The 15,105-nt window shown below is 71.6% G+C and carries 11 protein-coding genes; 10 read left to right on the top strand and 1 reads right to left on the bottom strand.

Going from position 1 to position 15,105, the window contains the following annotated elements; genetic code table 11:
- Positions 1-77 precede the first annotated feature (77 nt).
- Together ON759_RS07380 and ON759_RS07375 are read left to right on the top strand one after the other, a co-directional pair.
- Positions 78-701, top strand: coding sequence for a L,D-transpeptidase family protein (locus ON759_RS07380; RefSeq protein ID WP_425608457.1), 624 nt, complete (start codon positions 78-80; stop codon positions 699-701).
- 123 nt (positions 702-824) lie between these two features.
- Complete coding sequence (locus ON759_RS07375) at positions 825-1,658, top strand: murein L,D-transpeptidase catalytic domain family protein (protein WP_271679723.1); 834 nt, start codon at positions 825-827, stop codon at positions 1,656-1,658.
- Between the two features lie 70 nt (positions 1,659-1,728).
- Here ON759_RS07375 and ON759_RS07370 read toward each other — a convergent pair whose 3' ends face one another.
- On the bottom strand, positions 1,729-5,424 hold the full coding sequence (locus ON759_RS07370; RefSeq protein ID WP_271679722.1) for an indolepyruvate ferredoxin oxidoreductase family protein: 3,696 nt from the start codon (positions 5,422-5,424) through the stop codon (positions 1,729-1,731).
- A 169-nt stretch (positions 5,425-5,593) separates the two neighbouring features.
- Between ON759_RS07370 and ON759_RS07365 the strand changes: the two genes are divergently transcribed.
- The 8 genes from ON759_RS07365 to ON759_RS07330 all read left to right on the top strand — a co-directional run bounded on the left by ON759_RS07365 (position 5,594) and on the right by ON759_RS07330 (position 15,101).
- A complete protein-coding gene (locus ON759_RS07365) occupies positions 5,594-6,505 on the top strand; it encodes an AEC family transporter (protein ID WP_271679721.1) in 912 nt (303 codons plus the stop codon).
- Positions 6,506-6,572: 67 nt separating this feature from the next.
- A complete protein-coding gene (locus ON759_RS07360; protein ID WP_271679720.1) occupies positions 6,573-7,769 on the top strand; it encodes an EAL domain-containing response regulator in 1,197 nt (398 codons plus the stop codon).
- A gap of 42 nt (positions 7,770-7,811) precedes the next feature.
- Entirely contained in the window at positions 7,812-10,727 is a 2,916-nt protein-coding gene (locus ON759_RS07355; RefSeq protein ID WP_271679719.1) for an ATP-binding protein, read from the top strand.
- Between the two features lie 66 nt (positions 10,728-10,793).
- On the top strand, positions 10,794-11,426 hold the full coding sequence (locus ON759_RS07350) for a ParA family protein (RefSeq protein ID WP_271679718.1): 633 nt from the start codon (positions 10,794-10,796) through the stop codon (positions 11,424-11,426).
- A gap of 62 nt (positions 11,427-11,488) precedes the next feature.
- Positions 11,489-11,962 (top strand): SixA phosphatase family protein, encoded by a 474-nt coding sequence (locus tag ON759_RS07345; RefSeq protein WP_271679717.1) that lies wholly within the window; start codon positions 11,489-11,491, stop codon positions 11,960-11,962.
- Positions 11,963-11,981: 19 nt separating this feature from the next.
- A complete protein-coding gene (locus ON759_RS07340; RefSeq protein WP_271679716.1) occupies positions 11,982-13,907 on the top strand; it encodes a phospholipase D family protein in 1,926 nt (641 codons plus the stop codon).
- Between the two features lie 102 nt (positions 13,908-14,009).
- Positions 14,010-14,633 carry a YkvA family protein gene (locus ON759_RS07335; RefSeq protein ID WP_271679715.1) on the top strand — a complete coding sequence of 208 codons (624 nt, stop codon included), beginning with the start codon at positions 14,010-14,012 and terminating at the stop codon, positions 14,631-14,633.
- Between the two features lie 6 nt (positions 14,634-14,639).
- Positions 14,640-15,101: a hotdog fold thioesterase gene (locus ON759_RS07330; protein ID WP_271679714.1), complete on the top strand. Its 462-nt coding sequence runs from the start codon at positions 14,640-14,642 to the stop codon at positions 15,099-15,101.
- Positions 15,102-15,105 lie beyond the last annotated feature (4 nt).

The raw sequence follows: 15,105 nt of genomic DNA, 5'->3' as shown, positions 1-15,105 counted from the left end.
GCGGCGCCTTGCGCGCATTCAGCCAGCGCACGGGAAGTTCAAACCGGGCATCACGCGACGCGCGCTAGCGTGGCGACATGGACCTTCCGCGCGTGCTCTTTCGTCGTTCCCTCGCCCTGTTGCTCGCCCTCGCGTTCGCCGCGCCGTTGCAGGCGCAGTCGCTGCCGGCATCGCCCGTCGCGCTCGACGATGCCGGCGTCGCTGCGCTCGGAGCGGGGGACTACCTGTGGGCGCCAGAGGCCGCCCCCGCCGGACAGGTGCTGGTGGTGGTCAGCCTGCCGGAACAGCGGGCCTATGTGTATCGCGCCGGCGTGCGCATCGGCGTGAGCAGCGTGAGCACCGGCACCGCCACGCATCCGACCCCGACCGGCGTGTTCGAGATCCTGCAGAAGAAGGTCGACCACCGCTCCAACCTCTACAACGACGCGCCGATGCCGTACATGCAGCGGCTCACCTGGGACGGGATCGCCCTGCATGCCGGCAATGTCACCGGCCGGCCGGCGTCGCATGGCTGCGTGCGGCTGCCGCGCGCCTTCGCCGAGGCGCTGTACGCGGAAACCGAAAAGGGCGGCATCGTGGTCATCGCCGACGATGCCTCGCATGCCGCCGACGTGGTCCACCCGGGCGCGACCGCGCCGGTCGACACCTACACCGGCCTGCCGCTGCAGGGCGACGCCGACCGCATCGCGCAGCTCGAGTGAGGTCGCGTCGCCCGCGGGAAAATCCGCACGGTGTCGCAAACTCGCGTTAACCAATTGTTATTGTTCAGCTTTTTCGGGTGCTGTTCAGCGACATGACGTGCCCGTGACGGGTATGGTCGCGGGATGCAGCAGTCCCGCCTCCTTCCGTCCGTGTTCGCCGCCGCGTTGCTCGCGGGCTGCGCCGGCCCCGCCACCCGCGCGGATGCCCCGGCCGAGGCCATCGTCGCGCCGCCGGCCGCACAGCCGCCGGCGCCCACGCCTGCGCCATCCACGTCGCCGATGGGCGCCGAACTCGCGCAGCTGGAGCGCCTCGCCCCGGATGCCGATCCGGGGGTGCTGGCGTTGGCGCTGGAAGCCCGCGCCTGCGCGGTGCGCAACGGCACCGTCGATCCGGCGTCGCGCCTGGCGGTGATCGACTACTCGCGGCCCTCCACCGCCAAGCGACTGTGGGTGTTCGACCTTGCGCAGCCGCGCCTGCTGCACCACGAGCACGTGGCGCACGGGCAGGGCACCGGCGACAACCTCGCCCGCCGCTTCTCCAACGAGGACGGCAGCCACGCCACCAGCCTCGGCCTGTTCCGCACCGCCGAGACCTACATGGGCGGCAACGGGTATTCGCTGCGCATGGACGGCCTGGATCCCGGCTTCAACGACAACGCCCGCCGGCGCGCCATCGTCGTGCATGGCGCGGACTACGCCGAGCCGTCGCGGATCCCCGCGTTGGGCCGCCTCGGCCGCAGCCACGGCTGCCCGGCCGTGCGCCGGTCGGTGGCGCGGGTGCTGATCGACGACCTCAAGCAACGCCAGTTGCTGTTCGCGTATGCGGACGATGCCGACTTCCTGCGCCGTGGCCGCAGCTTCGCCTGCGATGGCCGCAGCGCCGGCCAGATCCTCGCCCAGGCGCGCGAGGCCGCGCGCCGCGGCGGCCTGCCGCAGGACGCGGTCGCCGCGCCCTAGCCCGCTGCCACCTGGTCGCACATGAAGAAGCCCGCTTGCGCGGGCTTCTTCATGTGGCGTGACGCCAGGCTCAAGCCGCCTGCACCACCCGCAGCGGGTTGTCCCATTCCTTCAAGAGTTCGGCCTCGCGCGCCTTGGCCTTGTGCAGGTGCGCCTCCTTGACGTGGCCGTAGCCGCGGATGTGTTCGGGGATGCTGGCGATGTCGGCGGCCAGGTCCACGTTGCCTGCATCGAGGCGCTCCAGCAGGCGGGCGATGGTCTGCTCGTACGCGCCGATCAGGGCGCGCTCGCCGCGGCGCTCGGCGGTGTAGCCGAACACGTCCAGCGGCGTGCCGCGCAGGCCGCGCAGCCTGGCCATCACCTTGAACGCGGTGAACACCCAGCTGCCGTATTCCCGCTTCATCAGCTGGCCCTGCGCATTCTTTTTCGCCAGCAGCGGCGGGGCGAGGTGGAACTTGAGCGTGTAGTCGCCCTCGAACTGCTGCTCGACGCGGCGCTTGAACTCGCCGCTGGTGTACAGCCGCGCCACTTCGTACTCGTCCTTGTAGGCCATCAGCTTGAAGAAGTAGCGGGCCACGGCCTCGGACAGATCGGTGCTGCCCGGTGCCTTCGCGGTTTCCGCCGCGCGCACCTTGGCCACGAAATCGCTGTAGCGCCTGGCGTACCTGGCGTTCTGGTACTCGGTGAGGAAGGCGACGCGCCGCGCGATCACCTCGTCCAGCGAACGCGACAGGCGCGCATCGTCCAACGGCAGGAACGCGACTTCGCCTGCGTTCGATGCCGGCACGTGGCGCAGCTCGTCCTCGCTGCGCAGGTCGGCGGCGAACGGGGTCAGCCCGGATTCGCCGGCGTCGTTGTTGGTCGCGCCGAGCATCGGCAGCGGCAACGCGGTGCGTTCGGCGGCGGTCGGCGCATTGCGCACGATGCCCGCGGCTTCGACCACTGCATCGAGGTCCACCACCGCCAGCCGTCCCCAGGCGAACGCGGTCTTGTTCATCTCCACCGCCGCGCCGTTGAGCTCGATCGCGCGCATCAGTGCATCGAAGCTGATCGGCACCAGGCCCTGCTGCCAGGCATAGCCGAGCATGAACAGGTTGGCCGCGATCGCATCGCCCATCAGCGCGGTGGCGATGTGGGTGGCATCGATTTGCAGCGGTGCCTCGCCGTTGAGCGCGGTGCTCACCGCCTTGACGATGTCGGCCGCGGGGAACTGCATGTCCGGGCGGGTGGTGAAGGTGCCCGGCATCGCCTCGTAGGTGTTCATCACCACCGTGCTGCGCTCGGGGCGGATCTTCGAGAGCACCCAGTAGTCATTGACCACCACCATGTCGCAGCCCAGCACCAGGTCGGCTTCGCCGGCGGCGATGCGCACCGCGTGGATGTCGGCCGGCGACTTGGCGATGCGGATATGCGTGGTCACCGCGCCGCCCTTCTGCGCCAGGCCGGTCTGGTCGAGCACGCTGGAGCCCTTGCCTTCCAGATGGCCGGCCATGCCGAGCAGCGCGCCGATGGTCACCACGCCGGTGCCGCCGACGCCGGTGATCAGGATGTTCCAGGGCTGCGACAGGTCGCTGCGGACCTGCGGGGCGGGCAGCGACGCCAGCCTGTCCGCGGCGTTGACCTTCTTGCCCTTTCGCGGCTTGCCGCCGTGCACGGTGACGAAGCTGGGGCAGAAGCCCTCGACGCAGCTGAAGTCCTTGTTGCAGTTGCTCTGGTCGATTTCGCGCTTGCGGCCGAACTCGGTGTCCTTCGGAAGCACGCTGACGCAGAAGCTCTTCTGCCCGCAGTCGCCGCAGCCCTCGCAGACCAGCGAATTGACCACCACGCGCTTCTGCGGGTCGGCGATCTTGCCGCGCTTGCGGCGGCGGCGCTTCTCGGTGGCGCAGGTCTGGTCGTAGATGAGGATCGACGTGCCCTTCACCTCGCGCAGCATCTTCTGCACGGCGTCGAGGTCGCGGCGGTCGTGGAAGGTGACGCCAGCCGGGAAGATCGACGGGTCCGTCCACTTGTCGATGTCGTCGGACACCAGCGCGATGGTCTGCACGCCCTCGCTGCGCATCTGGTGCGCGATCTGCGGCACGGTCAGCACGCCGTCGACCGGCTGCCCGCCGGTCATCGCCACCGCGTCGTTGTAAAGGATCTTGTAGGTGATGTTGACGCCGGCGGCGATCGCCTGGCGGATCGCCAGCGAACCGCTGTGGAAATAGGTGCCGTCGCCGAGGTTCTGGAAGATGTGCGGGGTATCGGTGAACGCCGCCTGGCCCGCCCACGTCACGCCTTCGCCGCCCATGTGGGTGAAGGTGTCGGTGTTGCGGTCCATCCAGGTCACCATGTAGTGGCAACCGATGCCGCCCTGCGCGCGCGAGCCTTCCGGCACCTTGGTGCTGGTGTTGTGCGGGCAGCCCGAGCAGTAGTGCGGCACGCGCGGGAAGTTGGCGCGCGGCAGCGCCAGCTCGCCTTCCTTGCTTTCCATCCAGCGCAGCACCTCGCGGATGTGCTCGCTGTCGTGGAAGCGCTGGATGCGCCGCGCGATCACGCCGGCGATGCGCGCAGGCGTCAGCTCGCCGGTGGAGGGCAGGATCCATTCGCCGGCTTCGTCGTACTTGCCGACGATCGACGGGCGCTGGCCCTCGAAGTTGTAGAACAGCTCCTTCATCTGCGACTCGATGAAGGCGTGCTTCTCCTCGACCACGAGGATGTCCTCCAGCCCGCGCGCGAACGCGCGGATGCCCTGCGGCTCCAGCGGCCAGGTCATGCCGACCTTGTACACGCGGATGCCGAGCTCGCGGCAGGCGGCGTCGTCGAGGCCCAGGTACTCCAGCGCCTGCAACACGTCGAGGTAGCTCTTGCCGGTGGTCGCGATGCCGAGCCGCGCGTTCGGCGAATCCACCACGATGCGGTCGATGCCGTTGGCGCGCGCGAACGCCTGCGCGGCCTTCACCGCGTAGCGATGCAGGCGCATCTCCTGGTCCAGCGGCGGATCCGGCCAGCGGATGTTGAGGCCGCCGGCCGGCATCCCGAAGTCGGCGTCGCCCGGCAGCACGATCTGCAGCGCGAACGGATCCACCTCGACCGAGGCCGAGGACTCCACGGTCTCGGCGATGGTCTTGAAGCCGACCCAGCGGCCGGTGAAGCGCGACATCGCGAAGCCGAGCAGGCCCATGTCGAGGATGTCCTGCACCCCGGCCGGGTTGAGCACCGGCATCATCGCGCTGACGAATTCGTGCTCGCTGCCGTGCGGCAGGGTGGAGCTGCGGCAGTTGTGGTCGTCGGCCGCCAATGCGAGCACGCCGCCGTGCTTCGACGTGCCGGCGGCATTGGCGTGCTTGAACACGTCGCCGCAGCGGTCCACGCCCGGCCCCTTGCCGTACCACATGCCGAACACGCCATCGTGCCTGGCGCCCGGGAACAGGCCGGTCTGCTGGGTGCCCCAGACCATGGTCGCGCCCAGGTCCTCGTTGAGGCCGGGGCTGAACTTCACCTTAGAGGCCTCGAGGTGCTTGCGCGCGCGCCACAGCTCCAGGTCGAAGCCGCCCAGCGGCGAGCCGCGGTAGCCGCTGATGAAGCCGGCGGTGTCCAGCCCGGCGCGTTCGTCGCGCAGCTTCTGCATGATCGGCAGGCGGACCAGCGCCTGCACGCCGCTGAGGTAGATCCGGCCCTGGGTGCGGCGGTACTTGTCCTCCAAGGTGTAGTCGGGATCGACCACGCCGTGGGTGAGGGACGTGTTGGCCGAGGCCGGGGAGGAAAGTTCGGCGGTGCTGGTCATGGCGGGGGTTCCGGACGGGCGGTCGGGCCGCGGGCGCGGCCGTCGAGCAAAGACTCGACATTTTAGCAGCGGGGTGCGGGCCACCCGCCGCCGGGCCCACCCAGGTGAGGCTGTTCGCGCGCGGCGCCGCCCGGTAGCCTGCGCGCTTCGCCCCGCTCGGACACGCCGCATGGCCGTCGACGCCTTCGCCCTGGTGCTCGCGATGCTGGCGCTGGGCGCGCTGTTCGCGCGCCTGCGGCTGTTGCCCGGGAACGCCGCCGACGCGCTCAACATGGTGGTGCTGCATGTCTGCCTGCCGGCGGCGGTGCTGCGTTACGTGCCGCGGCTGCACTGGGACCCCGCCCTGGCCGCGGTGGTGGCCACGCCGTGGCTGCTGGCGCTGGTGGCGATCGTGCTGGTATCGGCGCTGGCGCGCGGCTTGCGCTTCCGCCGCGACGAGGCGGCGGTGGTCTTGCTGTGCGTGGCGCTGGGCAACACCAGTTTCATCGGCTATCCGCTGGTGCAGGCGCTGCTGGGCGAGGATGCCCTCCCGCATGCGGTGGTCTACGACCAGCTCGGCACCTTCCTGCTGCTGTCGACCTTCGGCCTGTACGTGGTCGCGCGCTATGCCGGCGATGCCCCGCCCGACGCGCGCACGATGGCGCTGCGGATGCTGCGGTTCCCGCCGCTATGGGCGCTGGCGATCGCCCTGGTGGCGATGCCGGCGCAGCCGCCCGCCTGGCTGGACGCGATGCTGCAGCGGCTTGCGGACGCCCTGCTGCCGCTGGCGATGCTGGCGGTCGGGCTCGCCCTGAAGCTGAAGCTGCCGCGCGACGAGCTGGCGCCGCTGGCGGTGGGCCTGGGCCTGAAGCTGGTCGCGATGCCGCTGCTGGCGTTCGCCGGCGTGGCCGCGATCGGCATGGCCTCGCCCGCCCGCGAGGTGGTCGTGCTGGAATCCGGCATGCCGGCGATGATCAGCGCCGCGGCGTTGGCCGGCGCGCACGGGCTCGCCCCTCGGCTGGCGGCCGCGCTGGTCGGCTACGGCATCCTGCTGGCGATGGCCACGCTGCCGGCTTGGCGGTGGATATTGCACATCGCGTGAGCGCCGCCGTGCGCCTTCGGTTGGAGTAGGCTTGCGTCCTTGCGCCTGCGTCCGGGGGGAGATCGGCATGGGCTGGTCGGAGTTGCGGGTAATGGTGGTCGAAGACCACGGCTTCCAGCGCCGGATCGCCCTGCGCCTGCTCGGCGAGCTCGGCGTGGCGCAGGTGATGGAAGGGGCGGACGGGCTGCACGCCCTGGAACTGCTGCGCCGCGAGCAGGTGCCGCCGGACGTGGTGCTGGTGGACCTCGACATGCCCGGCATGGACGGCATCGAATGCATCGGCCACATCGCGCAGGAGCGCCTGGCGCGCGCGGTGGTGGTGGTCAGTGCGCTGGATCCGGCCCTGCTGCACACGGTGCAGACCATGGCCCGCGCCTATGGCCTGCGCGTGCTGGGCAGCGTGGAGAAGCCCTTGACCCGCGAGAAGCTGGAAGGCGCGTTGCTCCGCCTCGAGGAGCACGCGGGCGAGGAGCCGGACGATGCGGCGGGCGACGTGGATTTCGAATCCGCGGCCTCGGCCTTGCGCGCGGGTGAAGTGGTTGCGTGGTTCCAGCCGCAGGTGGAGTTCGCCAACGGCAAGGTGATCGGCGTCGAGGCGCTGGCGCGTTGGGAACGCCGCGATGGCGGCCTGGTCCATCCGCAGGCGTTCGTGCCCTTGCTGGAACAGGGCGGGCTGGCGAATGCGCTGACCGACCGCATGCTGGACGAGGCGTGTCGCTGGAAGCAGCGCTGGGATGGCGGCGGCACCCGCCTGAAGATCTCGGTCAACGTCTCGCCGATGGCGCTCGCCGACCCCTCTGCCGCTGATCGCTACCAGTCGATCGTCGAGGCCTACGGGATCGCGCCCGACGAAGTGGTGCTGGAGATCACCGAGAGTTCGGTGATGTCCGATGCCGCGCGCGGCCTCGGCCTGCTGGCGCGCCTGCGCCTCAAGGGGTTCGGCTTGTCGATCGACGACTTCGGCACCGGCTACTCCTCGCTCGCCCAGCTCTCGCAGATCCCGTTCACCGAGCTCAAGATCGACCGCGGCTTCGTGTCCGGCGCGCATGCGCAGCCGCGCCAGCGTGCGGTGGTGGAAGCCAGCCTCGACCTCGCGCGCAAGCTGGGGCTGACCACGGTCGCCGAGGGCGTCGAGGCGGTCGAGGACTGGCAGATGCTGGCCGAGCTCGGTTGCGACATCGCCCAGGGCTACCTGATCGCGCGCCCGGTCCCCGGGAGCGAACTGCAAGCGGCGATCGCGCGGTGGCGGCGGCCGGCGCATTGAGCCCGGCCGGGCGCGTCGGCATGGCTGCCCGGGGCGGCGCGCATGCGGCTTGACCTGTCCCGCTTCGGCCTGCGCCAGCAGTTGCTCGGTCTGTTCGGCCTGTTCCTGGCGACCGGTGCCCTCGTGCTGGTCCTGGACGAGGTCGGCCAGCACTTCGCGCAGCAATCGCTGGTGCGGATGCGTGACGACGTGCTCGCGGGCATGCGCGGGATCCGCCGGCTCTCGGATGCGTACGGGCGCGATGTCGTCGACACCACCTTCCGGGTGCGCAACTACCTGATCGACTTCGACGAGGGCGTGGCCCGGCTGGACCGCGCCCGCCTCGCCGCCGACGTCGAATGGCGCGCGCTGCAGGCGGACCGCTTCGGCTTCGACGACCGCGCCCTGCTCGACCAGGCCCTGCAGGCGCGGCCGCGCGCCGATGCCGCGGTCGACAACCTCCGCCGCGCGATGGCGGCGCGCGACGTGCGCGCATTGGGCCGGTTCGCCGACCGTGAGCTGTACCCGGCGATGGACCCGCTGACCGAACGCCTGCAGCGGATCGCCGACCACGCGCAACGGCGCGCCGACGATGTCGTGCGGGCCGATCTCGCGCACGGCCGCTGGCTGAGCTGGGCGCGGATCGCGCTGACCGTGGCCTGCCTGCTGCTGGTCGTGATGTTCGGGCGCCGCATCCTGCGCAACGGGTATCGCGGGGTCGAGGCGCTGGCCGACCTGGCGCGGCGGATGGAGGGCCACGACTATTCGGCGCAGCCGCGGTTCCGCCCGACCGGCGAGCTGGGCGAGGTGCTGGACGGCTTCCTGCGCATGCGCAGCCACGTGCAGCGGGTGGAGCGGCAGCTGACCGACCAGCTGATGCGCAACGACCGCGTGCGCGTCGCGCTGGAGCGCCGCGAGCACTTCCAGCGCCTGCTGCTGGAGGCCGCGCAGACCGCGATCTTCGCGGTGGACGAGGATGGCGTGTTCTCCCAGGTCAACCCGTTCGCCGAGCAGCTGCTGGGCTGGCCGGAGGGATCGCTGCTCGGGCGCGAGAAGCTGGATGCGATCCTCGATCCGGAGGCGCTGCGCGCGCTCGCGCGGTCGCTCGCCGATGCTTACGGCCAACCGGTCGCGGCCGACTGGACCGCGTTGCGCGCGCTGGCCCAGCACCGCGAGCCGCCGCGCGAGTTCGTGCTCCGCCACCAGCGCGGGCGCACCCTGCCGGTGTTGCTGGCGTTGTCGGCGATGCGCGACGACACCGGCGCGATGGTCGGCCTGCTGGCGGTCGCCACCGACCTGACCGCGCTCAAGCGGCTCGAGCGCGCCCTGCGCGACAGCGAGGCGAGGGCGCGCGAGGCCAACCAGGCCAAGAGCGCGTTCCTGGCCGCGATGAGCCACGAGATCCGCACCCCGATGATCGGGGTGACCGGGATGATCGAAGTGCTCTCCCACACGCCGCTCGACGTGGAGCAGCGGCGCGCGCTCAACGTGGTCCAGGCCTCGGCCGAGGCCCTGCTGCGGATCATCGGCGACATCCTGGACTTCTCGAAGATCGAGGCCGGCCGGCTGGAGATCGAGCCGGTCCCGACCTCGCTGCCGGAGCTGCTGCGCAGCGTCACCGCCAACCACGCCGGCTCGGCGTCGAGCAAGGGCCTGACCCTGCGCTGCGAGGTCGATCCCGCGATCGCCGCTGCCCATTACGCGGACCCGGTCCGCCTCCGGCAGGTCGTCGGCAACTTCCTGTCCAACGCCCTGAAGTTCACCGAGCGCGGCAGCGTGGTGGCCTCGCTGCAGTTGCGCGCCCACGATCCCGCCGATGGCGCGATGGGCAGCGACCTGTTGGTGTTCGCGGTCGCCGATACCGGGATCGGCATCAGCGAGCAGGCGCAGGCGCGCCTGTTCCAGCCGTTCTCCCAGGCCGAGGCGGACACCACGCGGCGGTTCGGCGGCACCGGATTGGGCCTGGCGATCAGCCGCCGCCTGGCCGAGCTGATGGGGGGCGACGTGCACATGGAGTCGGTGCCCGGGGTGGGCACCACCATGCGCCTCGTGGTGCGGTTGGCGCGTGCGCCGGAAGCGGAGCTGCCCGAGCTCGCGGGCCCCGGCCGCAAGGTCCCCGGTTTCGCGCCGCGGCCGCTGCCGAGCGTCGAGCAGGCCGAACGGGAACGCAGCCTGGTGCTGCTGGTCGACGACCACCCGACCAACCGGCAGGTGATCCAGCGCCAGCTGGCCCTGGCCGGCTACGCATCGGAAGCGGCGGAGGACGGGATCGAGGGACTGGCGCGCTGGCGCAGCGGCCGCTATGCGTTGGTGTTGAGTGACGTGCACATGCCGCGCATGGACGGCTACCAGCTGGCCCGCGCGATCCGCGAGGAAGAGGGCGCGCGCGGATCGGCACGCACGCCGATCGTCGCCCTCACCGCATCCGCGTTGAAGGGCGAGGCCGAACGCTGCCTCGCCGCGGGCATGGACGACTACATGGCCAAGCCGGTCGGCCTGCAGACCATGGGCGCCTGCCTGCAGCGCTGGCTGCCGCATACCGTCGGCGCCGCGCCCGCGACCGATGCCGACGGTGCGGCGATCCAGGCCAGCAACAACGCGCGCGCGGCCGCCGCCGAGCTGCCGCAGCTGGCGCATGCGCCGATTCTCGACCCGGCGGTGCTCGACGACCTCACCGGCGGCGACGCGACGGAGGCCCGCTTGTTGCTCGAGGATTTCCTGGGCAGCACGCGCGAAGACCTGGCCCTGCTCGAGGACCTGCGCGCCGCCGGCGACCTGCCCGGGCTGACCCGCCAGGCCCACAAGGTCAAGGGCGCCGCGCGACTGGTCGGCGCGGTGGAGCTGGCCGAACGCGCTGCGGCGCTGGAGGCTGCGGGTCGCCATGGCGAATGGGCCGCCATCCTGCCGGCGGCCGTCGATGTCGCGACCGCCGCCGAATCCCTCCGCTTGCACGTGGCCGGGCGCTGGCCCGCGCCCTGAACGCGGCCGGCGCGCCTCGCTCCCGGCTGCGTGTACGCTAGCGGCAGCCCACGACGGAGTCCGCGCATGAAGACCTGGCTGGTGGCCTGTTCCAAGGGCGGCGTCGGCAAGACCACGATCGCCACCCATCTCGCGGCGGAGGCCGCGGCCGGCGGGCTGCGCACCGCGCTGGTGGACGCCGACCCGCAAGGCTCCGCGACCCGCTGGTGCGAACGCCGCGCCGGGATGGCCTCGGCGGTGCTGCCGGTGGACGGCACCCGCAAGTCCTGGCGCAAGCACCTGCCCGATGACACCCAGCGGGTGGTGGTCGACACCCCCGCCGGCGCGATGGAGCGCGAGCTGGAGCCGTTCCTCGACGTCGCCGACGCGCTGGTGGTGCCGGTGCAGCCCTCCGCGCTCGACATCGAGGCCGCGGTGCGCTTCCTCGAGTCGGTGGGCCGGCATCCCCGCGTGCGCAAGGGCAAGCTGCGGCTGGGCCTGGTCGGCAACCGCCTGAAGCCGCATACCAATGCCAGCCAGCAGGCGATGGAGGTCCTCCGCAGTTGGCCGTTCCCGCTGGTCGCGCAGTTGCGCGACAGCCAGGCCTACGTGGTCCTCACCGGCCTCGGCAAGAGCCTGTTCGACTACCACTCGGCGCAGGTGCGCGAGCACCAGGCCGACTGGGAGCCGTTGCTGCACTGGCTGGACAAGCGCGGCTGAGCGCCGGCCGCACGCGATCGACCTGATCCACACGACCCGCAAGACCCACACAAGGACCCCGAATGCGCGACCTGATCCTGCTCCGCCATGCCCATGCCGACGCCGCCGGCGCGGGCCAGCCAGACCTCGACCGCCCGCTGTCCGCCACCGGGCGCGAGGAAGCGCGCGCGGCCGGCGACTGGCTGCGCGAGCACGGGCTGCTGCCGGACCGCGTGCTGTGCTCGCCGTCTGCGCGGACCCGCGAGACGCTGGCGGCGCTAGGCGACATCGGGGGCGCGCCGGCCACGCTGGAACCGGCGATCTACGAGGCCAGCCCCGGCACCCTGGCGGCGCTGGTCGATACGCAGCGCGATGCCGAGTGCCTGTTGCTGGTCGGCCACAACCCCGGCCTGGAGCAACTCGCCGCGCTGATGCACAGCGGGCAGTCGGGCGACTACCGCGGGATGCCGCCGGGCGGCATCGCGGTGCTGCGCCTGCCGGTGGACGCCGCGATCGAACCCGGGATCGCGGCGCTCACCCAATTCTGGTGGCCCTGACCACCCCGGCGGCTCACGGATGAGCCTGTTTCGCCTGCGCGCGGCGCTTGCGGTGGCCGTGCTGTTGCTGGTCAGCGGTTGCGCCAGCCTGGGGCCCGCGCAACGCGCCGCCGGCGCCCAGGTGGCGATCGATGCCCGCGCCACCGCGATCGACTGCAACGCCGCCGACGCCTGCGCCCAGGCCAGCCCGCTGCGCGAGCTCGATGCGCGCGCCTTCGCCGAATCCACGCCGTCAGCGCCGCGCCATTACGTGCGCATCCTCGACGAAGGCCCGGATGCGCTGGTCGCCCGCCTGGCGATGATCCGCAGCGCGCGCCGCAGCATCGACCTGCAGACCTACATCTTCGACGAGGACGACGCCGGCTGGCTGGTGCTGCGCGAACTGCAGGCGGCCGCAGCGCGGGGTGTGCGCGTGCGCCTGTTGCTGGACCAGCTGGCTGCGCTGGAAAAGGTGGAAACGGTGGCCGCGGTCGCGTCCCTGCATGCCGGGCTGGAACTGCGCATCTACAACCCGGTGCTGGACCGCGTGCGCCTGTCGATGCCGATGTACGCGGTGGCCTCGGCCTGCTGCTGGCGGCAGCTCAACCGGCGCATGCACAGCAAGCTGCTGCTGGTCGACGACGCCATCGCGGTCACCGGCGGCCGCAACTACCAGGACGACTATTACGACTGGGGCGAAGGCTACAACTTCCGCGACCGCGACCTGCTGGTCGCCGGCCCGGTGGCGCGCGAGATGGCCGCCAACTTCGCCGCGTTCTGGGCCTCGCCGCGCAGCGTGCCCGCCGAGCGCCTGGGCGACGTCGCCCGCACCCTGCGCGCGCAGGGCGCCCCGCGCCTGCAGCCGCCGGCCTACCGGCGGCCGGAGCGGGTCGCGGCCCTGGCCACCCTTGCCGACGATCCCGTGCAGGTGCGCGAGCGGCTGGTGGCCCCCGCGCTGGCGGTCGCCGGCGTGTCCTTCATCGCCGATGGCCCGGCCAAGCACCGCGACGATGCCCCCGCGGCGCAGGTGGATCCGGCCAGCGATGCGCTGCGCACGCTGATCGCCGACGCCCGCGGCGAAGTCCTGCTGCAGACGCCCTACCTGGTGCTGTCGAAGCCGGCGCAACGCCTGTTCCGCAGCCTGCACAAGCAGCCGGCGGCGCCGCGGGTGCGGGTCTCGACCAACAGCCTGGCCTCGACGGACGCCTTCATCGCCTACGCGATCTCGTACAAGTACAAGCGGCGCTACCTGCGCGACTTCGGCTTCGAGATCCACGAATTCAAGCCGTTCCCGGCGGATGCACCGATCGCCCTCGATGCCACCGGCCTCGACCTCGATGCCGCCGAGGCGGAGACCGCCGTGCCCACCCGCCGGCCCAGCCTGCGCGAACGGCGGCTGGCCAAGCGCGGCCTGCGCACGGCCCCCGACAGCGAAAGCGCGCGGCATTCGCCGTTCTCCTCGGGCGGCATGCCGGTGCGGCTGGAGCGCGCCGGGATGCGCCTGGGCCTGCACGCGAAGTCGATGGTGGTCGACGAGCGGGTCGGGGTGGTCGGCACCCACAATTTCGATCCGCGCGGCGACACCCTCAACACCGAGAGCGCGGTGGTGGTCGACGATCCCGCGTTCGCCCGCGCGCTGGCCGGGAGCATCCGCCGCGACATGGCCCCGGGCAACGCCTGGACGATCGGGCGCCGCGATTCGTCGCCGATCCTGCCGGGCATCGAGTTCACCCTCGCGCGGATTTCCGAGCGCATGCCGATCTTCGACCTGTGGCCGGTGAAGTACGCGACCAGTTACCAGTTCGTGCCCGGCCCGGGCTGCGAGAGTCCGCCGTCGCCGTTCGACAAGGACTTCCGCCGCTGCCATCAGCCGGTCGGCGACTTCCCCGAGGTCGACCTCGGCCTGAAGTGGCTGGGGGTGCGCGTGTTCACCGCGTTCGGCTCGGGCCTGTCGCCGATCCTCTAGCCCGTGCCGCGCGGGCCGCGGATGGGCCCCCGGTCCGATTGACGGCCACCCGCCCGCGCCCTAGGCTGCCGGTCTCACTTTTCGCGCGCCAGGACGCCGACCATGTCGATCACCCTGAACTTCGAGCTCAACGACCGCGACCTCGCGCATTTCCAGGCGGCCATGGAGCGCTCGCGCAAGTCCGCCGAGGGCAAGAGCGAGGCGGACATCATCAATGCCGCGACCGCCCTGCTCGACGATGCGCAGAAGGTACACATCCCGGACTTCATCAAGGCCCGCCTGCTGCGCCTGGACGACATGATCGCGATGGTCCGCGACCAGGGCTGGTCGCTGCCCGAGGCCGACAAGCAGCGCGTGCTGTCTTCGCTGGTCTACTTCGCCGACCCGCAGGACGTGATCCCGGACCATGTCGAGGTGCTGGGCTTCCTCGACGACGCGGTGATGATCGAACTGTCGGTGCGCGAGCTGAAGCACGAGCTGGACGCGTACGACGACTTCTGCGATTTCCGCGAGCACGAAGCCAAGCGCCGCGGCGTGGACCCGGCCGAGGTCGGCCGCGCGGACTGGCTGGACGGCCGCCGCGAGGAGCTGATGGAGCGCATGCACCACCGTCGCGCCCGCGACTTCGGCCATGGCTACGGCGACAGCAGCGGCTACGCCCGCGAGGGTGGCCTGCGTGGCGGTTACGCCGGGCGCGGCTGGCGCCCCGGCGTGTTCAAGTGGTGAGGTCGGATGGCGCTTGAGCCGGCCCCGGGTTGGCCGGAGGGCACCAGCCTCGACACCCTGAACGCGCGTTCCGACGGGACCCTGATGGCGTCCCTCGGGATCGTCTTCACCGAACTCGGCGACGGCTACCTGCGCGCGACCATGCCGGTCGATGCGCGCACCCACCAGCCTTACGGGCTGCTGCACGGCGGTGCTTCGGTCGCGCTCGCCGAAACCCTCGGCAGCAGCGCCGGCATGTTGATGGCCGGTGGCCATGCGGTGGTCGGCCTGGAGATCAATGCCAACCACCTGCGCGCGGTGCGCAGCGGCCTGGTGACCGGCACCGCGCGACCGCTGCACCTCGGGCGCAGCACCCAGGTGTGGGAGATCGCGATCGAGGACGCGGCCGGCAACCCGGTCTGCATCAGCCGCCTGACCCTGGCGGTGCTGCCGCGGCCGCCGGCGTCCGGCGCCGCGCCGGCCGCCTAGGCTG

This window comes from Thermomonas mangrovi (genome assembly GCF_028201335.1).
Taxonomy (GTDB): domain Bacteria; phylum Pseudomonadota; class Gammaproteobacteria; order Xanthomonadales; family Xanthomonadaceae; genus Thermomonas; species Thermomonas mangrovi.
This window is presented reverse-complemented; position numbering and strand designations above follow the sequence as displayed.